The organism is Kocuria palustris (assembly GCF_007666205.1).
GTDB lineage: Bacteria > Actinomycetota > Actinomycetes > Actinomycetales > Micrococcaceae > Kocuria > Kocuria palustris_A.
In genome coordinates, this window is the sequence record NZ_VDOR01000007.1 from 76,015 (window position 1) to 96,001 (window position 19,987).

Annotated in this window: 17 protein-coding genes and 1 tRNA gene; 5 read left to right on the top strand and 13 right to left on the bottom strand. The window is 72.9% G+C overall.

Annotation, left to right across the window (positions count from 1 at the left end; all coding sequences use genetic code 11):
- Positions 1 to 592 precede the first annotated feature (592 nt).
- The 5 genes from FSY66_RS08305 to sucC form a co-directional block, all read right to left on the bottom strand.
- Positions 593 to 2,245, bottom strand: a complete 1,653-nt coding sequence (locus FSY66_RS08305; RefSeq protein WP_186304511.1) for an alkaline phosphatase D family protein — start codon at positions 2,243 to 2,245, stop codon at positions 593 to 595.
- A gap of 178 nt (positions 2,246 to 2,423) precedes the next feature.
- Positions 2,424 to 3,476 carry an L-idonate 5-dehydrogenase gene (locus FSY66_RS08310; protein WP_144793519.1) on the bottom strand — a complete coding sequence of 351 codons (1,053 nt, stop codon included), beginning with the start codon at positions 3,474 to 3,476 and terminating at the stop codon, positions 2,424 to 2,426.
- Positions 3,477 to 3,533: 57 nt separating this feature from the next.
- Positions 3,534 to 4,943: an Nramp family divalent metal transporter gene (locus tag FSY66_RS08315; RefSeq protein ID WP_144793523.1), complete on the bottom strand. Its 1,410-nt coding sequence runs from the start codon at positions 4,941 to 4,943 to the stop codon at positions 3,534 to 3,536.
- A gap of 216 nt (positions 4,944 to 5,159) precedes the next feature.
- Positions 5,160 to 6,077: a succinate--CoA ligase subunit alpha gene (gene sucD / locus FSY66_RS08320; RefSeq protein ID WP_144793526.1), complete on the bottom strand. Its 918-nt coding sequence runs from the start codon at positions 6,075 to 6,077 to the stop codon at positions 5,160 to 5,162.
- Positions 6,078 to 6,109: 32 nt separating this feature from the next.
- Positions 6,110 to 7,279, bottom strand: a complete 1,170-nt coding sequence (gene sucC / locus FSY66_RS08325; protein WP_144793529.1) for an ADP-forming succinate--CoA ligase subunit beta — start codon at positions 7,277 to 7,279, stop codon at positions 6,110 to 6,112.
- 207 nt (positions 7,280 to 7,486) lie between these two features.
- Here sucC and FSY66_RS08330 point away from each other — a divergent pair, with 207 nt between their 5' ends.
- On the top strand, positions 7,487 to 8,254 hold the full coding sequence (locus FSY66_RS08330) for a hypothetical protein (RefSeq protein WP_144793533.1): 768 nt from the start codon (positions 7,487 to 7,489) through the stop codon (positions 8,252 to 8,254).
- A gap of 49 nt (positions 8,255 to 8,303) precedes the next feature.
- Here FSY66_RS08330 and pcrA read toward each other — a convergent pair whose 3' ends face one another.
- Positions 8,304 to 10,691, bottom strand: coding sequence for a DNA helicase PcrA (gene pcrA / locus FSY66_RS08335; protein ID WP_144793536.1), 2,388 nt, complete (start codon positions 10,689 to 10,691; stop codon positions 8,304 to 8,306).
- Between the two features lie 119 nt (positions 10,692 to 10,810).
- Here pcrA and FSY66_RS08340 point away from each other — a divergent pair, with 119 nt between their 5' ends.
- The gene (locus FSY66_RS08340; RefSeq protein ID WP_144793539.1) at positions 10,811 to 11,515 is read left to right on the top strand and encodes a hypothetical protein; all 705 of its coding nucleotides are present in this window, start codon (positions 10,811 to 10,813) and stop codon (positions 11,513 to 11,515) included.
- An 80-nt stretch (positions 11,516 to 11,595) separates the two neighbouring features.
- Here the strand turns inward: FSY66_RS08340 and FSY66_RS08345 are convergent.
- A tRNA-Arg gene (locus tag FSY66_RS08345) sits at positions 11,596 to 11,668 on the bottom strand.
- A 124-nt stretch (positions 11,669 to 11,792) separates the two neighbouring features.
- Between FSY66_RS08345 and FSY66_RS13025 the strand changes: the two genes are divergently transcribed.
- A complete protein-coding gene (locus FSY66_RS13025; protein WP_186304512.1) occupies positions 11,793 to 13,157 on the top strand; it encodes a DUF4031 domain-containing protein in 1,365 nt (454 codons plus the stop codon).
- Between the two features lie 100 nt (positions 13,158 to 13,257).
- Here the strand turns inward: FSY66_RS13025 and FSY66_RS08355 are convergent, their stop codons facing one another.
- The 3 genes from FSY66_RS08355 to FSY66_RS08365 form a co-directional block, all read right to left on the bottom strand.
- Entirely contained in the window at positions 13,258 to 13,566 is a 309-nt protein-coding gene (locus tag FSY66_RS08355; RefSeq protein WP_144793542.1) for a hypothetical protein, read from the bottom strand.
- Positions 13,567 to 13,619: 53 nt separating this feature from the next.
- Positions 13,620 to 14,651: a C40 family peptidase gene (locus FSY66_RS12680; protein WP_260853594.1), complete on the bottom strand. Its 1,032-nt coding sequence runs from the start codon at positions 14,649 to 14,651 to the stop codon at positions 13,620 to 13,622.
- A 264-nt stretch (positions 14,652 to 14,915) separates the two neighbouring features.
- Positions 14,916 to 15,659, bottom strand: a complete 744-nt coding sequence (locus tag FSY66_RS08365) for a metal-dependent transcriptional regulator (protein WP_144793545.1) — start codon at positions 15,657 to 15,659, stop codon at positions 14,916 to 14,918.
- Positions 15,660 to 15,863: 204 nt separating this feature from the next.
- Here FSY66_RS08365 and serC point away from each other — a divergent pair, with 204 nt between their 5' ends.
- On the top strand, positions 15,864 to 17,000 hold the full coding sequence (serC, locus tag FSY66_RS08370) for a phosphoserine transaminase (RefSeq protein WP_144793548.1): 1,137 nt from the start codon (positions 15,864 to 15,866) through the stop codon (positions 16,998 to 17,000).
- A gap of 47 nt (positions 17,001 to 17,047) precedes the next feature.
- On the opposite strand, the gene FSY66_RS08375 is transcribed toward serC, so the two are convergent.
- The 3 genes from FSY66_RS08375 to FSY66_RS08385 all read right to left on the bottom strand — a co-directional run bounded on the left by FSY66_RS08375 (position 17,048) and on the right by FSY66_RS08385 (position 19,408).
- The gene (locus FSY66_RS08375; RefSeq protein WP_144793551.1) at positions 17,048 to 18,328 is read right to left on the bottom strand and encodes an MFS transporter; all 1,281 of its coding nucleotides are present in this window, start codon (positions 18,326 to 18,328) and stop codon (positions 17,048 to 17,050) included.
- Positions 18,325 to 18,927, bottom strand: a complete 603-nt coding sequence (locus FSY66_RS08380) for a DUF3027 domain-containing protein (RefSeq protein ID WP_186304513.1) — start codon at positions 18,925 to 18,927, stop codon at positions 18,325 to 18,327. The genes FSY66_RS08375 and FSY66_RS08380 overlap by 4 nt, the downstream gene beginning before the upstream one ends.
- A gap of 97 nt (positions 18,928 to 19,024) precedes the next feature.
- A complete protein-coding gene (locus FSY66_RS08385; protein ID WP_186304514.1) occupies positions 19,025 to 19,408 on the bottom strand; it encodes a cold-shock protein in 384 nt (127 codons plus the stop codon).
- A 266-nt stretch (positions 19,409 to 19,674) separates the two neighbouring features.
- Between FSY66_RS08385 and FSY66_RS08390 the strand changes: the two genes are divergently transcribed.
- Positions 19,675 to 19,986 (top strand): hypothetical protein, encoded by a 312-nt coding sequence (locus tag FSY66_RS08390; RefSeq protein WP_144793561.1) that lies wholly within the window; start codon positions 19,675 to 19,677, stop codon positions 19,984 to 19,986.
- The last annotated feature ends 1 nt before the right edge of the window (position 19,987 follow it).

Sequence of the window (19,987 nt, forward strand, 5' to 3'; positions counted from 1 at the left end):
TGGTCGCGCGGAGGACGAGCAGGCGGCTCCGCGAGGTTTTTTGCGCGCTGAGGCGCTCCCGCGGCCATCTCTGGGATATGATCGTGATGTGGCTCTCGAGCCACGCAGCAATGGAGGACCACTGCCGCGATCGTCGGCGCGGCCGCACTGGGGGGTGCTTCGTCGCCGGCAGCCGCAGTGGCACAGTCGCTCAGCCCACGACTCCCTCCGTTGAGACATGACTGTCTGCCGGCGGCCACGGGAACTCTCCTTCCGGAGGCGCATCTCTCCCCGCGCCGGGTGCCTTGCATCCGTCACCTCGTGGCCGCCGGTCCTGTCATCTCCGCGCCCGAGCCGCGCTCCGGACCGACAGCGCCCCGACCAGCTCTGTCTCGGAACAGCTCTGTCTCGGAACGGCTCTGCCCATGAACGGGCTCGTCCCCGAGCAGTCCGTCGTCCCCCCCGGTCGCCCTTCCGGGCTCGACGGCCTTCCCGAACGCCGCAGGCGGCCCGCACGGTTCCTCCCGTGCGGGCCATCGTCCTGGATCGCCCGCTCCCCGGCCCGGTCCGGATCCGGCGGACGGGCGGGGCGGGCCGGGGGGGGCGACTCGGCTCAGCGCTGCGGCTCGAACTCCTTCTCCCAGACGATCTCGCCGTTGCCGTCGCGCAGGGAGACCGTCATGAGGTCCTGCTCGTCCAGGTCCACATGGCCGAAGAACTGGAAGGCCATGTCGCGCGGCGATGCCTCCCTGGGGCCCGCCTTCACGAAGACCTCCTCCGGCCCGAACGTCCCGTCGAGCTCATTGGGCCCGAAGCAGCCGGCGTTGATGGGCCCGGCCACGAACTCCCAGAACTCGTCGAACTCCTTGAAGGCGGCGTTCTGCGGCCTGTAGCGGTGGGCCGCGCAGTAGTGCACGTCGCCGGTGATGACGAAGACGTTCTTCACGCCGTTGTCCTTGATCGACTTCAGCACGCGGGCCAGCTGCAGCTCACGGCCCAGCGGGCGGTTCGGGTCGTCGTTGGAGATCGACTCCTGCGCCTGGCCGTCGGGGACCACGAGGCCGAAGGGCAGATCGGCGGAGATGCACTTCCACGTGGCGGTGGAGTCCCGCAGCCCGTCGATCAGCCACCGGGTCTGCTCCTCGCCCAGGATGTCGGTCTCGGCCCGCTCCATGCCGTCGGTGTTCTCGCTCTTGTGCGTGCGCATGTCCAGGCAGAACACGTCGAGCTGGGAGCCGCGCGAGATCCTGCGGTAGATCCGGGCGTCCTCGAAGCCGGAGGTCCCGGGCTCGAGCGCGCGGGCGTCGCCGATGGGCTGGTACTCCTGCCAGGCGCGGCGGCCCCGGGCCGCCAGGGTGTCGACGTCGCGGACCGTGTAGCGGTCATCGGAGAGCACCTCGCCGGGCCACCAGTTGTTCGTGGTCTCGTGATCGTCCCACTGCGCGTACAGCGAGGTGTTCGCGTAGAACTCGCGGATGTTGTGATCCATCATGTTGTAGCGATGACGCGCCCGGAACTCCTCCTGCGTCTCGGCCACCTTGCTGACGCCCTCGGTGACGACGTTGCGCCACAGCTGCCCGCCCGGCTCCTCGACCTCGGCCTCGATCGGGCCGTCGGCGTAGATCGTGTCGCCGGCGTGGATGAAGAAGTCCGGATTGGTCGCCGCCATGGCCCGATAGGTGCGCATCCCGCCCAGATCCGGGTTGATGCCCCAGCCCTGGCCTGCGGTGTCGGCGGTCCACACGAAGGACTGCGCGGTGCCGGAGGCGCGGCGGGTCCGCTGGCCGCGGCCCAGGCGCAGGCCCTCGGGGGCGGTGCGGAACGTGCCGAACTCCGCCGGCGAGCGCACCCCGTCCTCGTCCTCGAACTGCACGGCGTACAGGAACTGCGAGCCGGAGGGCAGGCCTGTCACGCCGATCTTGACGGTGTGGTCGGTCTCGGCGGTGACCCAGCCGGACTCGACGGTCTTCTCGAAGCCGCCGCGCCCCCGGACCGGGTTGAAGTCCTCGTCGACCGCGGTGATCCGCACGACCATGCGGCCGTCGGCCGAGGAGCGCGACCAGACGACGACGGAGTCCGTCGAGGCCTCGCCCGTCATGATCCCCGAGGGGAGGTGCAGGCGGCTGCGGACGAGGCCCGCGACGGAGGCGCGCTCAGCTCGGACGGGAGCGGCCGGGGAGGCCGTCGCGGGGACGGCTGCGGTGGACAGGACGGCGGTGGCGGCGGCGGTTCCGGAGAGCAGGCCGCGGCGGGAGAGAGAAGCCATGTGCTTGATGCTCCGCCGATCCGACGACCCGGGCCCCACGGGCGGACGACCACTCGCCGTCGCTCAGGTGAAGAGACGATGTCCCAGGTCAGAGGCCGATGAACTGGCATCGGATCCGCCCGGCTGGGGGTCTCGAGGGGCCGCTCGGCCGCTCGCGTCGATCAGGCGCAGCGGCCGATCAGTCCCCCGCGAGCAGATCGATCATGACCTTCGACGAGCCCGTCGACCGGTCGGCTGCGAGCTCGAAGCCGCGCACCGCGTCCGCGAGCGGCACCTCGTGGGTCATCAGCGGCGAGACGTCCACGCCGTCGGCCATGAGGCGCAGCGCGTCGCTGATCTCGTCGACGAACCGATAGGAGCCCCGATAGGTGATCTCCCGCGTGACGATCCCGCCCAGGGCCGCCGGCACCTCCCCGCCCGGCAGGTTGCCGACCTGGATCAGCGTGCCGCCGCGGCGCACGGCGGCGATGACGCCCGCGAGCGCTGCCGGCGCGCCCGATGCCTCGATCGCGACCTCGACATCGGCGGGAAGGCTCTGCCCGGCGGACAGGTCGACGGTCTCCGAGGCCCCCATGCGGCGGGCGATCTCCAGGGCGTCGCCGGAGAGGTCCGCGGCGATCACGCGCCGCGCGCCCGCCCGCACGGCCGCCGCGACCGCGAGCGCGCCGATCGGGCCGCAGCCGTTGACCAGCACGGTGCGTCCGGCGACCCGTCCGGCCTGGGCGACGGCATGCAGGGCCACCCCGAAGGGCTCGGCGAGCGCGGCCTCCTTCAGCGAGAGGCCCTCCGGGAGGCGGCGCAGCTGCTCCGGGCGCACCGGGCGGCGGGAGCTGAAGCCGCCCTGCTCGTGCGGGAAGAAGGCGGCGGAGCCGAAGTAGCGGACCTCGGGCCAGAGATTGGTCCGGTCCGCGATCTCGTCGTCGACCTGGTGCTCCCCCACCGGCGTGGCCGGGTGCACGGTCACGGGATCTCCGACGGCCAGCCCCAGATCCGCCATCCGGGACTGCGCGTCCGCGCCGATCCGCTCGACGCGCCCGGAGACCTCGTGGCCCAGCACGAGCGGCTCCTGGAGGACCGCGGTGCCGGAGTAGCCGTTCCTCCAGTACGAGATGTCGGAGCCGCAGATCCCTCCCCACTCCATGACGACCATCACCTGGTCCGCTGCGAGCTCGGGGTCGGGGATCTCCTCGACCCTCAGATCGTCCCGGCCGTGGGCGACGACTGCCTTCATGGTGCTGCGCTCCTTCTGCGAGGGGACTCGGAATGCGGTGCGGTTGCCGTGGACGGATCAGAGCATGTTGACGAGGCCGATGACGCCGACCAGGAAGACGGCCAGCGCGGAGAGGACCAGCATGATCGTGAAGGGGGCGCCGTCGCGCACCGCCGGGTCCGTCTGCGTGCGCGAGAGATAGAGGGTCGAGACCGCCACGCCCATGAGGAACACGGCGTTGAGGATCCCGGCCAGCACCACGAGGAACAGCGGCGAGGACACCAGCGTCCCCAGCAGGCCCCAGACGATCGGCAGGACGATCATGATCACCCGCATCCAGCGGTCGCGCTGGGCCTGATCGTGCCAGTCGAAGGCGCCGAACACGGCCAGGGTGCTGCCGACCTGGCGTCCGAGGCTCGGGACGTTGGCGATGATCGTCTTGAACAGGGCCACCCCGGCGCCGACGAGGAAGATCACTGCGCCCCACCGGCCCACGGCCGAGTCGAAGATGCTCGAGATCGTGGTCATGACCTCCTGGCCCTCGGGCACGATCCCCTGCGGGTGCAGCACGGCTGCGCCCAGGATGTAGAACGCCGCGGTCGAGACCGTGTAGACGGCCCACGAGACCCAGGCATCCAGCTTCATGACGCGGATCCAGCCGCGGGCGCGCCGACGCCAGTCCTCGGAGCCGTCGTTCGGCCCGGTCCAGGACGCGTAGCCCTTCTCCACGCACCAGTACGTGTAGGCGGTGATCTCGCCGGCGCCCACGCCGGTCAGGCCGAACATCGACAGGGCGACGCCCATGGCGCCGAGGGCGATCTGGAACCGCATCCCGTCGCCGAGATCGCCGGCGCTCCAGGCGAACTCCGTTGCCTGGAGGAGGAAGACGACCACCACGGCGAAGGCGGTGACCAGGAAGACCATGACGGTCGAGATGGTCTCCACCACGCGGTAGCGGTTGGTGATGTGGATGGCGATCGCGATGGCCACCAGGATCAGGACCCACAGCCCGATCGAGAGCATCGAGTACGGGTCGCCGCCGATCGGCAGCAGCGTGGAGAAGGCGAACGCCGCCGCGGAGATCACGCCTGCCTGGCTCGTGAGGAACTGGACGAACATGAGCAGCACGAGCCAGGACATCCAGCCGCGCCGACCCAGCCGGGGCGGGACGTCGTCGTAGCCGAAGACCGCGACCCTGCCGGTCGAGATGGACCATCGGCCCAGCTCGATCTGCACCCAGACCTTGATGAAGGTCGAGACCAGCACGAGCCACAGCAGCATGAACCCGACCTGCGCGCCCAGCGTGGTGGCGGTGAGCAGCTCGCCCGAGCCCACGACCGCCGCCGAGGTGATCATGCCGGGCCCCAGGAAGCGGAGCCGCCCTGCGACGGTCTGCGGGGGCTCGGCCGTCTCCCGGCCGGTCACCAGGTATGGATCGACGCGGTCGGCGTCGATCGTCGCCGTGGAGGGGGTCTCGTCGTGGGACATCGGGCTGCCTCTCGCTGCGGCAGGTCGGCGCCGGTCGAGGGGCCCCTGCGATGAGCTGCGGATGGGAGGCCCTCAGCATAGTGCGTGAGATGCGACACGATCCGCCGTCTGCCTCGAGTGCCGAGGACGACGAGAGCACCGGCGCCCGGTCCTGGACAGGACGGACGCCGGTGCTCCCGGGTGCCGCCGAGGGCCGGGGCCCTCAGCGACGGCCGATCACTTGCCGGCCATGAGCTCGCGCATCAGGTCCGCGGTCTCGGTGGGGGTCTTGCCGACCTTCACGCCGGCGGCCTCGAGGGCCTCCTTCTTGGCCTCGGCCGTGCCGGAGGAGCCGGAGACGATGGCGCCTGCGTGGCCCATGGTCTTGCCCTCCGGGGCGGTGAAGCCCGCGACGTAGCCGACGACCGGCTTGGTCACGTTGGCCTTGATGTACTCGGCCGCCCGCTCCTCGGCGTCGCCGCCGATCTCGCCGATCATCACGATGCCCTCGGTCTCCGGGTCGGCCTCGAAGGCCTCCAGGGCGTCGATGTGGGTCGTGCCGATGACGGGGTCGCCGCCGATGCCGATCGCGGTGGTGAAGCCGAGATCGCGCAGCTCGAACATCATCTGGTAGGTCAGGGTGCCGGACTTGGAGACCAGGCCCAGCTTGCCCTTGCCGGTGATGTTCGACGGGGTGATGCCCAGCAGCGACTCCTCCGGGGAGATGATGCCGGGGCAGTTCGGGCCGATGATGCGGGTCTTGGGACGGCCGTCCTCGCCCGCGTTCGCCTTGGCGTGGGCCCAGAACTCGGCCGCGTCCTGCACGGGGATGCCCTCGGTGATCACGACGACCAGCGGGATCTCCGCGTCGATGGCCTCGATCACGGCGTCCTTGCAGAACTTCGGGGGCACGAAGACGATCGAGGCGTTGGCGCCGGTCTCCTTCATGGCCTCGGCGACGCCGCCGAAGACCGGCAGCTCGACATCGGCGCCCTGGGCGTCCTTGTGCGAGACGGTCGTGCCGGCCTTGCGGGCGTTGACGCCGCCCATGACCTGGGTGCCTGCTGCGAGCATCCGGGCGGTGTGCTTCGAGCCCTCGCCGCCGGTGATGCCCTGAACGATGACCTTCGAGTCCTTGTTCAGAAAGATGGACATTCTGATTCCTCTGCTTTCGGTTTCCGGCGGTGTCAGTTGGCGGCGGCGGCGAGCTCGGCGGCCTTGTCGGCGCCGCCGTCCATGGTGCCCACGGAGGTGACCAGCGGGTGGTTCGCCTCCTCCAGGATTCGACGCCCCTCGTCGACGTTGTTGCCGTCGAGGCGCACGACCAGCGGCTTGGTCGCGGTGTCGCCCAGGATCTCCAGGGCCTTGACGATGCCGTTGGCCACCGCATCGCACGCAGTGATGCCCCCGAAGACGTTGACGAACACGGACTTGACCTGCGGGTCGTTGAGGATGACGTCCAGGCCGTTGGCCATGACCTCGGCCGAGGCGCCGCCGCCGATGTCCAGGAAGTTGGCGGGCTTGACGTTCCCGTGCTTCTCGCCGGCGTAGGCGACGACGTCCAGCGTGGACATGACCAGCCCCGCGCCGTTGCCGATGATGCCGATCTCGCCGTCGAGCTTGACGTAGTTGAGGCCCTTCTCCTTGGCCTTGGCCTCGAGCGGGTCCTCGGTGTTCTTGTCCACCAGGCCGGCGTGGTCCTCGTGGCGGAAGTCCGCGTTGTCGTCGAGCGAGACCTTGCCGTCCAGGGCCAGGACGTCGCCGTCGCCGGTCTTGACCAGCGGGTTGACCTCGACCAGGGTCGCGTCCTCGTTCGCGAAGACCTCGCCGAGCTTCACGAGCACGGGCACGATCTTGGCGCCGGTCTCGTCGTCGAACTTGGCCTCGGAGACGATCTCGCGGGCCTTCTCCTCGGTGATGCCGGCCGCGGGATCGACCTCGACGCGGGCCAGGGCCTCCGGGCGCTCCACGGCGAGCTGCTCGATCTCCATGCCGCCCTCGACGGAGCACATGGCCAGGTAGGACCGGTTGGCGCGGTCCAGCAGCACCGAGAAGTAGTACTCCTCGGCGATGTCGGCGCCCTGGGCGATCATGACGCGGTGGACCGTGTGGCCCTTGATGTCCATGCCCAGGATCTGCTGTGCGTGCTCGTAGGCCTCGTCGGCGGTCTTGGCGACCTTGACGCCGCCGGCCTTGCCGCGGCCGCCGACCTTGACCTGGGCCTTGACGACGGTCACGCCGCCGATCTTCTCGGCGGCTGCCTTCGCTTCTTCCGGGGTGGTCGCGACGATGCCCTGGAGCACGGGGACGCCGTGCTTCTCGAAGATGTCGCGTGCCTGGTATTCGAACAGGTCCACGGGTGAGAGCCCTTCTTCGTCGAAGTTCATGTCCGACCGCGCGGATATGCGGCCGTCCGTTGCCGTCGAGGCCCATCGGCACTGTCCTCGCCGGGCGCGGCCCGACGCAGGGCACCGCGACGTGCCTCTCCTGCACTCACCATAGCGGACTCGCCCTCGGCCCCGCCCTGCGGGCATCGGCGCCGCGGACTTGGTTGACTGTCCCGCATGCAGGCAACCGATCACCCCGGCGCAGAAGCGGCCGACGCCCCCGCTCCGTCGGGGCGGTCCGCCCTGGGACGAGCCGCGGGCCGGGTGCTGGGGGTCTGCCTGGTGGTCCTCGTGCTGCGACTGCCCGTCGCGGACACCCCCGACCTGCTCGATCCCCCGGGGCGCCTGCTGGCCCTGTGGCCCCAGTCGGTGCTCTGGTTCGCCCTGGGGCTGCTCGCGGCCGTCGCGACGCGCGGCGGCTATCGCCACCTGCAGCGGTGGTCCGGGGCGACGCAGGTCTTCGCGGTCGGGCGGCGGCAGCCGGATGTCGAGTCCGACCCGCGCTCCCCCACCCTGGCTCTCGTCCTGTTCGTCGTCGCCCTGCTCTCGGCGGTGATCATCCCGCCGCTCATGCTGGGCGGCTGGACCATGCAGCCCGTGGAGCTGTGGCTGGGCCTCTACGGCACCTACGGCACGTCGGTCGCCGTGGCCACGGTGGCCTGGGTGGTGTTCCACACGGGCTATGCGCTCCTGTGCGCGCTGATCCTGGCCCTGCTCCAGGTGCTGGGCGAGTCGGCCGCGGGCAGGCCGTGGGCACGGCGCGCCCCGATCGGCGGGCTCGTGCTCGGGCTGCTCCTGGGCGCAGCCGACATCGCGACCGGCGGCTGGGCGGACCTGCTCACCACGGTGATCAGCTGCACGCTGCTGGGCTGCGTGCACCTGCTCGTGGGCGGCCGGCTGCGCTGGACGGCGGCCGCGATGTGGTTCCTGCTGATGGTCCTCTGAGCCCGGCAGGGGCTCGCCCCCCCCCCTCCCGCCGCCGAGGCCGCTCGCCCTAGTCGGCGGTCCGCTGCCCCGAGACCTTCGACAGCGGCGCCGAGCGGACCAGCAGGCGCTTCTCCTCCGAGCCGAAGCGGACCTTGGCGATCACCTTGTCCCCGCGGCCCTCGAGCTGGACGACGGTCCCGCGCCCGAAGCTCGCGTGGTCCACCTGCTCCCCGACCTCGAGGGAGAGGACCTCGCGCTGCGGATCGACCCTGCCGGCCGCGCCGGTCCGGGCCCCGCGCCGGAACGAGACCCCGGCGCCCGCTGCCTGGGAGCGCCCGCCGCCCATGAGGCCCGAGCCGTAGGCGGCCCCGCCCCAGCCGGGACGGATGCCGGAGCCCTCCCGCTCCCAGCGGATGAGCTCGGAGGGGATCTCGTCCAGGAACGGGCTGGGCGGGTTGTACTGCGTCTGGCCCCACTGCGAGCGGTTCTCGGCCCGGGTCAGGTACAGCCTCCTGCGGGCGCGTGTGATCCCGACGTAGGCCAGGCGCCGCTCCTCCTGCATCTCCTTCTCGTCCGTCATGGAGCGCTGGTGCGGGAAGATGCCGTGCTCCATGCCGGTCAGGAACACCACGGGGAACTCGAGCCCCTTGGCGGTGTGCAGCGTCATGAGCGTGACGACCCCCTGCTCCTGGGCATCGGGGTCGGGGACCTGGTCGGCATCGGCGACGAGCGCCACGTGCTCGAGGAACTCGGGCAGCCCGTCCTCGGGGTGATCGCGCTCGTGCTCGCGGACCACGGCCACGAGCTCCGCGAGGTTCTCGACGCGGGTCTCGTCCTGGGGGTCCTCGGAGGTGCGAAGGGCCTCGAGGTAGCCGGTCTGCTCGAGCACGGCCTCGACCACCGCCGCCGGCCGGTTGCCCTCCGCGACGGTCGCGAGGTCGTCCATCAGCTGCACGAACCCGCGGACGGCGTTGAGCGAACGGGTGGCCATCCCGGGGGCCTCCTCGGCCCGGCGCAGGGCCGCCATGAAGGAGATCCCCTCGCGCTCGGCCAGGGCCGTGACGGCCCCCTGCGCCCGATCGCCGATCCCGCGCTTGGGCTCGTTGATGATGCGGCGGACGGTGACCTCGTCGTCGGGATTGATCAGGGCGCGCATGTAGGCCAGCGCGTCCTTGATCTCCTTGCGCTCGTAGAAGCGGGTGCCGCCCACGACCTTGTACGGCAGCCCCACCCGCATGAGGATCTCCTCGAGCGAGCGCGACTGGGCATTGGTGCGGTAGAAGATCGCGATGTCCGCCGGGCGGAGCCCCTCGGCGTCCTGGAGGCGGTCGATCTCCTCGGCGATCCAGCGGGCCTCCTCGTGCGCGGTCTCCGCGGCATAGCCGACGATCTCGACGCCGTCGCCCTCGGCCGTCCACAGCCGCTTCTCCTGGCGGCCCGCGTTCTTGGAGATCACGGCGTTGGCCGCCGAGAGGATCGTCTGCGTGGAGCGGTAGTTCTGCTCCAGCAGCACGGTGCGCGCGTGCGGGTAGTCCTTCTCGAACTCGGTGATGTTGCGGATGTCGGCGCCGCGGAAGGCGTAGATGGACTGGTCGGAGTCGCCGACGCCCGTGAGCTCCGCGGGGGGCAGGCCCGTGCCGTCGTCCTCCTTGCCGACGATCGCGCGGATCAGGGAGTACTGCGCGTGGTTGGTGTCCTGGTACTCGTCGACCAGCACGTGGCGGTAGCGGCGGCGGTAGTACTGGGCGATCTGCGGGAAGGCCCGCAGCATGTGGACCGTCCGGGAGATGAGGTCGTCGAAGTCGAGCGCATTGGCCGCGTTCAGGCGCTGCGTGTAGCCGCGGTAGGTCTGGGCGACCGCCTGCTCCCACGGATCCCCCTCGCCGGCCCGGGAGGCGCACGTCTCGTCGTCGACGAGCTCGTTCTTGAGCGCGGAGATCGCGTGCTGCAGCGCCTTGGGGGCGAAGCGCTTGGGATCCAGCTCGAGCTGCTTGGCCACGGCCGTGATCACGCGCAGGGAATCGGCGGAGTCGTAGATCGAGAACGTGGACCTCAGCCCGATCGCGGCGGCCTCGCGCCGCAGCACCCGCACGCAGAACGAGTGGAACGTGGACAGCGACATGGCTCGCGCCGACGGGCCGACGAGCTCCACGACGCGCTCGCGCATCTCCGCGGCCGCCTTGTTGGTGAAGGTGATGGCCAGGATCTCGCCGGGGCGGGCGCGCCCCGTGCCGAGCAGATGGGCGATCCGGTGGGTGAGCACGCGCGTCTTGCCCGAGCCCGCCCCGGCCACGATCAGCAGCGGGGACCCGGCGTGCTCCACGGCCTGCCGCTGCGGTCCGTTGAGCCCCTCGACGAGCGACTCCGGCGAGCGGCGGTCGTGGCCCGGCTCCATGGCGGCGGCGCCGGAGGAGGGCGGGGAGGAGAGCAGCGGGTTGTCCGAGAGGAAGTCCATGATGGCCACGAGTCTAGGAGGGCCGCCGGACAGCGCAGCGAGCGGCCGCCGGCCTCCCGACCGGAGCGGGCCGGGGACGCAGGGCGAGCGCGTCGGTCCCATGGCCGATAATCGGAGGCATGGGACTGTCGCGGGCGCAGAAGATCAGGAAGTACGGCGAGGACGCGGGGGACGCCTCGGCGCGGCCCTCGCCCCGGGCCGAGCCCGCGCGCCCGGCGCTGAGCACCGCGCCCACGGCATCGCAGCGGCGCGAGGAGATGCGGGCGGATCCCGAGCGCTCCACCTCCAGCCCCATGCTGGTGCTGGGCGCGGCCATGACGATCGCCGTGCTGTTCCTGCTCTACGTGAACCTGCTGATCCTGCCGGGCTTCGCCTCCTCCGCGGCCGGCGGCCACGGTGTGCCCGAGCTGCGGCTGCTCGGCTTCACGACCGAGTGGTTCCAGGGCTTCGCCCATGCCCTCGGCGACGACGGCGCCGCGGCCTACCGCTCGATCCACCGCTCCACGGCGCTGATCGCCCCGCTGGCCGTGGCCGTCGCATGGGCGCTGTTCGTGCTCGTCCAGTCCAGGGGGAGCCGGCGGTTCCGCTGGACGGGGCTGGCGGTCGTCGTCGCGTTCGCGGCCGTGTACCTGCTCGGCAACGCCGTCCTGGACCGGGCCGTCGCAGCGCCCGAGGACACCGGGCTGGTCTCGGCGGCATCCCTGCTGATGAATCTGCGCGGGGCCCTGCTGCTGGGCCTGCTGGCGCTGCTCGTGTGGGCGATGCTGCGCTCCGTGAGCCGGATCGCCGGGGAGATGGCAGAGCGGGGCCGCGAGACCGGATGAGGCGAGGGGACGGGCGCGGCCGCCGCGGCCCCGTCCGTCCCCTCGAGCGCCGTCGTCCGTGCGGGCGGACGGCGCGCATGTGCCCCCGGCGCGATTCGAACGCGCGACACCGGCTTTAGGAGAGCCGTGCTCTATCCCCTGAGCTACGGGGGCGACGGCACACATCATAGGGCCCTGCGCCGAGGCGGCCGAACCGGCCCGCTCCTGCCCGGCCCCCGGCACGAGCGCCGAGCACCCGCTCCCCGAGCGCAGGCCGGGCCGGCGATAGATTGGCGGCATGGCTGTCTACATCGATCCGCCGAGCTGGCCCGCTCACGGCACCGTCTTCTCCCACCTGGTCTCCGACGCCTCGCTCGATGAGCTGCACGAGACCGCCCGGCGGATCGGCCTCAGCCGCCGCGCCTTCGACGAGGACCACTACGACGTGGCAGCGGCCCACTACGACGAGGCCGTCGCGGCCGGCGCCGTCGAGGTCGACGGGAGGGAGCTGACCCGGCGCCTGGTCCGCTCCGGACTGCGCGTCCCGGCCGCCCGCCGCAGCGAGCGCGCCGTCCATGCCCTGGCCTCGCGCTGGGACCGCGGCCTCGGCACCGGGCCCCGCATGCGGCAGCTGCGCGACGACCTGCTGGAGCGCTGGGGTCAGCCGCATCGTCGGTACCACGACCGCACCCACCTCCTGGCCGTGCTGCGGGCCCTGGACCGGCTGACCGAGGGCGCCCCGCCTCGGGAGGTGCTGCTGGCCGCATGGTTCCACGACGCGGTCCACGAGGGCCGCGCCGGCGCCGACGAGGAGGCTTCCGCGGCCCTGGCGGAGCGCCTGCTGCCCGGCATCGGCTGCTCGCCCGAGCAGACGGCGGAGGTCGCCCGTCTGATCCGCCTCACCGCCTCCCATGCTCCCGGCTCCGAGGATCTGCCGGGCCGGCTGCTGTGCGATGCCGATCTGGCCGTGCTGGGCGGCGCCCCGGCCCAGTACGCGGACTACGTGCGGCGGGTGGGACAGGAGTACGCCTCGGTGCCGCGGCGGGACTTCGTCCTGGGGCGCCTGCAGATCCTGGGCCGTCTGGCCGAGGGGCCGATCTTCCGCACGCCGGCGGGACAGCAGCTGTGGGCCGAGCAGGCCGCGGAGAACCTCGCCGTCGAGATCGACGACCTGCGCTGCGAGTCGCTGCTCGACCTCGACGTCCCGCAGGGCGTGCAGCTGCTGACGATCGTGGGCGTGTGCTTCGTGCGCGAGGGCCGTCTGCTGACCGTGCGCAAGCGCGGGACCGAGAAGTTCATGCTGGTGGGCGGCAAGCTCGAGGCCGGCGAGACGCCCGAGCAGGCCGCGATCCGCGAGGCCGCCGAGGAGGTCGGAGCCCGGCTCAGCGCCGAGCAGCTCTCGCCGCTGGGCAGCTTCCTCTCCCCGGCCGCCAACGAGGCCGACACGTGGGTCGCCTCGACCGTCTTCACCGTGGACCTGGAGGCGCAGGGCCCCGCGGCGGAGCCGTGCGCCCGGGCGGAGATCGAGGAGCTGCGGCCGCTGGATCTGGCCCCTGCCGCGGTGGCGCAGGCCGAGGCGACGCTGGCGCCGCTGGTCCGGCGGCAGGTGATCCCGCTGCTGCGCCGCGGCGACCCCCGGTTCTGGACGGCCGAGCCGCGCTGAACCGGACCGGACCGCAGCACAGGGCCGCCGAGACGTCGGACGACGGGGGTCGACGGGGCGCGCCCCGGGCCCGTCCTCGGCCCTCGACCCCGAAGCCCCCTCAGCCCCGGCGCGGGGTCTCGGCCGCCGTGGCGGACCCCGCCTCGGCGGCCTGCAGGCGCGCCTTCCGGCGCCGCCACAGGATGCTGGCGACCACGAGCCCGATGATGATCCCCACGCCGCCCACGACCGAGACCCACATGGCCGCGTGCCCGATCGCCAGCGAGAGCAGCAGCCCGATGATCACGCCCGGGACGGCCCCGGCCACCATCCCGACGGCCAGGTAGGTGTACTCCTGGTCGCTTCCCGTGCGAGCGGCGGCGCTGTAGTCCGCGGGGGGTCGCTGCTGTCGTCGAGGATCCTCTGCCATGCGCCCAGCCTACCGAGCCGAGCCGCCGGCCGCCGCGGCGCCGGAGGCCTCGGTCAGCGCATCGTGTAGTAGCCGTCGAGAGGCATGTCGTGCACAGAATGCTCGATCGTGCCCTGCTGGGGATTCAGCGCCGAGATCATGCGGTCGCCGCCCAGGTAGATGCCCACGTGGGCCCCGCCGTTCTGCGACACCAGATCCCCGGGGCGGGGGTCCGCGGTGGGCTCGGCCGCGGCGAACTGCTGCCAGGTGACCCGCGGGAGCTCGATGCCGTGCCGGGCATACACCCACTGCACGAAGGCCGAGCAGTCCCAGGCCTTGAACTCGGTGCCGCCCCACACGTACTGCCCGCCCAGTCCCTGGGCCGCGGTGTCCAGGAGGGCCTGATCCGGGGTCTGCGCGCCCCGGCCCCCTGCCCTGCCGTCCTCCGTGGGGCCGGCGGCGCTCGCATCCGCACCGCCGGGTCCGGCGCCGAACGGGGCGGAGGCCGCGGCCGCGAGGTCCTCGAGGCCGGGATCGGCCCCGGGGGCCCGCGGGTCGTCCGCGCCGGCGTCCTCGGCCCACAGCGGATCGTCGAGGCTCTGGACGGCGAGGTCCCCGGCGTCCTCCGCGGGGACCGGCGCCGCGGCATGCCGGGCGGTCGGATCGAGCGACGACGAGCGGCTGCCGTCCGCGTACTCGAAGGTGACGACCCCGGCGGCGTCGGTCGACCACGAGAACGTCCAGTCGTTGGCCTCGGCGGCCGCGCGATCGAGCCCCGTGTCCTCGGGAACGGTGCCGGTCACACTGGCCCAGGCGGGGAACTCGATCGGGGCCGCCTGTGCCGGCGCCGCGCTCAGCAGGGCGGCGCCGACCAGTCCCATCCCGGCCGCGCCGGCCAGGCGCGCGCCTCGAGCGGAACGGCCCGGCGGCGCCGGGACGCGCGGGGCGGACGGCGCCGCGCCGCCCCGCAGCCGGTCGATGTCCTGGGCGTCGAAGTCCCACCGCCCCGGCCCGAGGTCGCGGGGCGGACGGGCGCGGGCTCGATTCCCCGGTGCGCAGCGCCCCTCGGCGGGTGCGCAGGACGACGGGCGGAGGACGACGGTCATGGCGGGGCCTCTCACGGAGCGAGCGGCGCGGCCGCGAGAAGGCGGCCGCGGCACCGGCGGATCGATGCCCCCGCACCGTAGGCTCCGCCTCACGCGCCCCGTCTCCGGGCGGCTGCGATCAGGACGCCCGGGTGGAAGGATCGCCGCGGATCATGATGTCCGCACCACAGGAACCCCGCGGACCGAGCACTGTGGAGCCCGGGCGGATCGCGCCGACCGGGCGCGGCGGAGCGCCCGCAGCATCGCGGTGGAGCGGGACCGGCCTCAGCCCTGCCGGACCACGATCGAGGCCGCGGAGGCGGCGGGAATCCTGATCTCGTCCACAGCCTCGTCCTGCGGGGCCTCGAGCGCGCGCACGACGACCTCGCCGCTGTCCTCCCGGCGGGCCGAGAACGCGCCGCCGGCGAGCAGCCCCGCGCGCCCGAGCTGGGCCAGCAGCTCGGGATGGGTCTGGACCACCTCGGGGACGCCCAGGAGCACGAAGCGGCCGCCGAGCTCCTCCGGGGCGGACTCCGAGAGGATCTGGTTCTGCCCGAGCAGCGAGACCACGGGCTCGAGCAGCGCCTGATGCGCAGCCTCGTCCGATGCGGCGCCGAGCCCCGCCAGACCGGGGATCGGCATCCCGTACGGGGAGATCTGCGGGTTGTGCAGCAGCTCGACCAGCCGCTCCTCGACGGCCTCGCTCATCACGTGCTCCCAGCGGCAGGCCTCGTCATGGACGACCGAGAGGTCCAGCCCGATGACGTCGGAGAGCAGCCGCTCGGCCAGGCGGTGCTTGCGCATGACCTTGACCGCGGTCTCGCGGCCCGATTCGGTGAGGGCCAGACGACGGTCCGGCTGCACGGTGAGCAGGCCGTCGCGCTCCATGCGCGAGACGGTCTGGGAGACCGTGGGCCCCGAATGATCGAGCCGCTCCACGATCCGCGCCCGCATGGGCGGGATGCCCTCCTCCTCGAGCTCGAGGACGGTGCGCAGGTACATCTCCGTGGTGTCGATCAGTTCGGTCATGGACATCTCCTGGGCAGGTGGCGAGCAGGCGACCGGCACGGCGCCCCGGGCCGGTCCCAGGCAGTCTACGCAGGGGCGACGACACGGCAGGGGCCGTCGACGCCCTGCCCGGCGGCCCGGATCGGACGCGGCGTGCGGCACAATGGCCGTCCGGCCGTGCCGCGAGCCCGACCGCCCCTGCCCGTCTCGCCCAGGAGTCCTCCCGTGACCGACCGCCTCACGATCCCCGACAGCCTGCTGCCCGTCGACGGCCGCTTCGGCGCGGGCCCCTCCAAGGTCCGCGAGGAGCAGATGGGCGCCGTCGCCCGCGCGCACCGCCATCTGCTGGGCACCTCGCACCGTCAGGCCCCGGTGCGCGGCCTCGTCGGAGGCATCCGGGAGGGGCTGGCCGAGTTCCTGCGCCTGCCCGACGGCTACGAGATCCTGCTCGGCATGGGCGGGGCCTCCGCCTTCTGGGATGCCGCGGCCCTGGGTCTGGTGCGCGAGCGCGCCCAGCACGCGGCGTTCGGCGAGTTCGGCGCCAAGTTCGCGGAGATCACCGGCGGAGCCCCGTTCCTGCAGCCGTCGTCGATCCGCCGCGCCGAGCCGGGCTCGCGCACGGAGGTGCGGCTCGAGGACGGGATCGATGTCTACGCCTGGCCGCAGAACGAGACCTCGACCGGGGTGGCATCGCCCGTCCGGCGCCCGGAGGGCCTGGCCCCGGCGCGCACCGAGGACGATCCGCTCGTCGTGATCGATGCGACGTCGGCGGCCGGCGGCATGGCGGTCGAGCTCTCCGAGACGGATGTCTACTACTTCTCCCCGCAGAAGAACTTCGCCTCCGACGGCGGCCTGTGGTTCGGGGCCTTCTCCCCCGCGGCGATCGCGCGCATCGAGTCGATCGCGGCCTCCGGCCGCTGGATCCCCGCCTTCCTGTCCCTGCAGGGCGCGGTCGAGAACTCGCGGAAGGACCAGACGTACAACACCCCCGCGCTGGCCACCCTGGTGATGCTCGACGAGCAGGTCCGCTGGCTCAACGAGCAGGGCGGCATGGACTGGGCGGCCGCCCGCACGGCGGGCAGCTCGAGCCTGGTCTACGACTGGGCCGAGGCCCACCCCCTCGCCTCGCCGTTCGCGGCGGACCCGGAGCACCGCTCCCCCGTGGTCGCCGCCGTGGACTTCGACGAGGCCGTCGACGCCTCGGCGCTCAGCGCCGCCCTGCGGCGCCACGGCATCGTCGACGTCGAGCCGTATCGGAAGCTCGGGCGCAATCAGCTGCGGATCGGGACGTTCACGGCCGTCGAGCCGTCCGATGTCCGGAAGCTGCTCGCCTGCCTGGACGCGCTCATCGACCAGCTCTGAGCTCCCGGGCCACCCCGCCCCCCCCCGGCCGGCTCCGGGCGCCGCGCTCAGCCGCGGACCGGCCGGCCCGGTCCGGGACCGTCGGGCCGGCCACCGGGGTGTCCCGCCACGCCGCGGCCGACCCGCCGGCGATGCACCAGGCCCACGCAGGCGCCCGCCGCCCCGGCGGCCACCGCGGCCCCCATGCCCCAGCGGGGCCCGAGGACGTCGATGATCCACCCCACCAGCGGGGCCCCGATCGGCGTGCCGCCCATCAGGATCGCCGAGTACAGGCTCATGACCCGGCCCCGGAAGCGCTGCTCCGTCGTGGTCTGGACGTAGGCGTTCGCCGTGGTCGTCATGGTCAGCGATGACATGCCGAGCGGGATCAGGCACAGCGCGAACAGCCCCGGCGAGGGCGCGACGGCCGCCAGGAGGGCGAACAGCCCGAACAGCGCCGCGCCGATGTACAGGGTGCGCAGCCGGGCCCGGGGGCGTCGGGCCGCGAGCAGGGCTCCGAGGAGGGTCCCCACGGCCATGACGGAGTTCGCCGCGCCGAAGGCCTCGGAGCCCAGGCCGAAGGCCGTGCCCGTCATCGCGGCCAGGAAGAGCGCGAAGTTCAGCCCGAACGTCCCCAGCAGGAGCACGACGAGCAGGACGGCCAGCAGATCCGGTCGCCCTCGGACGTAGCGCAGCCCCTCGCGGATCTGCCCCGGCCCCTTCACCGCGCGCTCCCGCGGGTGCAGGGCCTGCAGGTCCAGGCGCAGGACCGCGGTGATCATGGCCGCGAAGGTGAGGCTGTTGAGCACGAAGACCCAGCCCGTGCCCACCTGCGCGATCAGCACGCCGGCGACGGCGGGCCCGATCAGGCGCGCGGAGTTGAAGGCCGCCGAGTTCAGGGCCACCGCGTTCGAGAGGTCTCTGTCCCCCACCAGGCTGGCCACGAAGGTCTGGCGCACCGGGGCGCTGAAGGTGGTCGTGACGCCCAGGGCCAGGGCGAAGGCCATGACCCAGCCGAGGCTCACTCCGCCCGAGAGCACGAGCGCCCCGAGCCCGAGGGCCAGCAGACCCATCAGGGTCTGGGTCATCAGCAGCAGCCGTCGGCTGTCGGAGCGGTCGGCGATCAGCCCCGCCCACGGGGAGACCAGCATCTGCGGGAGGAACTGCAGGGCCAGCACCAGGCCCATGGCCCGGGTGTCGTGGTCGGTGAGCTCGTCGAAGACCAGCCACGACTGGGCGGTGCGCTGCATCCAGGTGCCCGTGTTGGACAGCAGGGCGCCCAGGAACCACCGGCGGTAGTTGGCGACCCGGAAGGACCGGAAGGCCCCGGTCCTCGCGGCGTCGCTCATCGAGCGGCGCCGACCCCCTCGGGACCTTCCTCGGCGATCCCGGGACCGTCCGCGGCGGTCTCGGGATCCTCGGCGGCATCGGCGGCCTCCGCCGCCCGGTCGTCGGCCGCATCGGCGACGGCCGCCGGGTCGATGTCCGCCTCGTCGGAGACGTCGTCCCCGGCCCCGGCGTCGCCATCCGGCCCGTCGGCGCGGCCGTCGTGCTCGGCGTCGTGGTCGTGCTCGGTGTCGTGGTCGGCGTCGACCACGCGCTCCGACCACGGCACCCACGCCGGTGCCAGCAGGGCGTCATCGCCCGGGATCAGGCCGGTCTCGCAGACGGTGGGCTCCGAGGAATCGGGCGTGCGCGCGATCGTCACGTACCACTCCCATCCCCGGTAGCCGCGCGCCGACGACGGGAAGAGATGGGTCGCCGCGAGCTCGCCCTCGGCCAGCACCCGGTGTCCCTCGCCGATGACGTCGGCGGGCTCGACGGTCCGCAGCGCGGCGAGGGCGAAGTCCCGGGCCTCGGCCAGCTGCGGATCCGGGGCCTGCTCCGGCCCTCGCGCTGCCGGCGCCTGCTCGGGGGCGCGCTCCTGGGTGCTGGTCTCGTGGGTCACCGCTGCCTCTGTCCTCGTGGTCCGTGGTCTGCGAAGTCCGTGCTCCGCGAGCGCCGCCGCCCGTCGCCGGGGCGCTCGTCCTCCGGGAGCACGGCGCTCAGGCGTCCAGGTTATCCGCGACGATGCGCAGGATCCTGGCGATCTTCTGCCCGTGGCTGCGGTCGGGGTAGCGCCCGTGCTGCAGCCCCTCCGAGATGCCGTCCAGCAGGGTCACGAGGTCCTGGCTGATCTCGGCCATCTGCTCGGCGGGCATGCGCGTGTTGCGGGCGACCGACGGCCCCCCGTCCAGCACGGTGGCCTGCAGCGCCTGAGCGCCCCTGCGACCCTGGGCCACGCCGAACTCCATGCGCGTGCCGGGGGCCACGGTCTCCATGCCGTCGGGCAGCGCGGAGGCGTGCAGGAACACCTCGCCGCCGTCGTCGTCGGCCAGGAAGCCGAAGCCCTTCTGCGCGTTGAACCACTTCACCTTGCCGGTGGGCACTGTCCACATCCTCTGCTGCTCGTCGCGATGCGCGGCATCGCCGGTGTCCGATGGATCTCCTGCGCCGTCGCCCCGGCTCCGCTGCGGGAGCGGCGACGGCGGGCCCTCCGGGGTCTGCACCGGGCGGCGGGCGGCTCGGTGTCGCGGCCCGCGCTGCCGGGAGGGCTCCTGCAGAACGTCCCATCGTACCGCAGCCGGCCTCGCGGCGCCCGGCCGCCGAGGACCGGGGGCCGGGGGCTCCCCGATCCCGGCTGTATCCTGAGCCCATGCCCGCCCAGTCCCCCTCCTCCGTGCCCGGCCCTGTGCCCGACGACCTCTCGCACCCCGCTCCGACCCCTGCCCGAGGCCACGAGCCCGCGCCGAAGGGGGAGCGCATGGATGTGCTCGGCGGTCTCACGGTCTTCCTGGCCGTCACGGCCGGAGTCGCCATGGCGGCCATGCTGATCACCAAGTGGGTCGTCGGCGGCGGCGAGATCTGGCCGTGGTTCACGCGCTATGCCCTGGTGGCCCTGCCCCTGTCGGTGGTCCTGCTGTTCGTCCTGCTGGTGCGCAACGCGATCCGCCGGGCCCGCACCTGAG

Excerpts from the sequence above, each read along its gene's own strand:
- FSY66_RS08305 (WP_186304511.1), bottom strand. The coding sequence starts at position 2,245 with ATGGCTTCTCTCTCCCGCCGCGGCCTGCTCTCCGGAACCGCCGCCGCC.
- FSY66_RS08310 (WP_144793519.1), bottom strand. The coding sequence starts at position 3,476 with ATGAAGGCAGTCGTCGCCCACGGCCGGGACGATCTGAGGGTCGAGGAG.
- FSY66_RS08315 (WP_144793523.1), bottom strand. The coding sequence starts at position 4,943 with ATGTCCCACGACGAGACCCCCTCCACGGCGACGATCGACGCCGACCGC.
- sucD (WP_144793526.1), bottom strand. The coding sequence starts at position 6,077 with ATGTCCATCTTTCTGAACAAGGACTCGAAGGTCATCGTTCAGGGCATC.
- FSY66_RS08330 (WP_144793533.1), top strand. The coding sequence starts at position 7,487 with ATGCAGGCAACCGATCACCCCGGCGCAGAAGCGGCCGACGCCCCCGCT.
- pcrA (WP_144793536.1), bottom strand. The coding sequence starts at position 10,691 with ATGGACTTCCTCTCGGACAACCCGCTGCTCTCCTCCCCGCCCTCCTCC.
- FSY66_RS08340 (WP_144793539.1), top strand. The coding sequence starts at position 10,811 with ATGGGACTGTCGCGGGCGCAGAAGATCAGGAAGTACGGCGAGGACGCG.
- FSY66_RS13025 (WP_186304512.1), top strand. The coding sequence starts at position 11,793 with ATGGCTGTCTACATCGATCCGCCGAGCTGGCCCGCTCACGGCACCGTC.
- FSY66_RS08355 (WP_144793542.1), bottom strand. The coding sequence starts at position 13,566 with ATGGCAGAGGATCCTCGACGACAGCAGCGACCCCCCGCGGACTACAGC.
- FSY66_RS12680 (WP_260853594.1), bottom strand. The coding sequence starts at position 14,651 with ATGACCGTCGTCCTCCGCCCGTCGTCCTGCGCACCCGCCGAGGGGCGC.
- FSY66_RS08365 (WP_144793545.1), bottom strand. The coding sequence starts at position 15,659 with ATGACCGAACTGATCGACACCACGGAGATGTACCTGCGCACCGTCCTC.
- FSY66_RS08375 (WP_144793551.1), bottom strand. The coding sequence starts at position 18,328 with ATGAGCGACGCCGCGAGGACCGGGGCCTTCCGGTCCTTCCGGGTCGCC.
- FSY66_RS08390 (WP_144793561.1), top strand. The coding sequence starts at position 19,675 with ATGCCCGCCCAGTCCCCCTCCTCCGTGCCCGGCCCTGTGCCCGACGAC.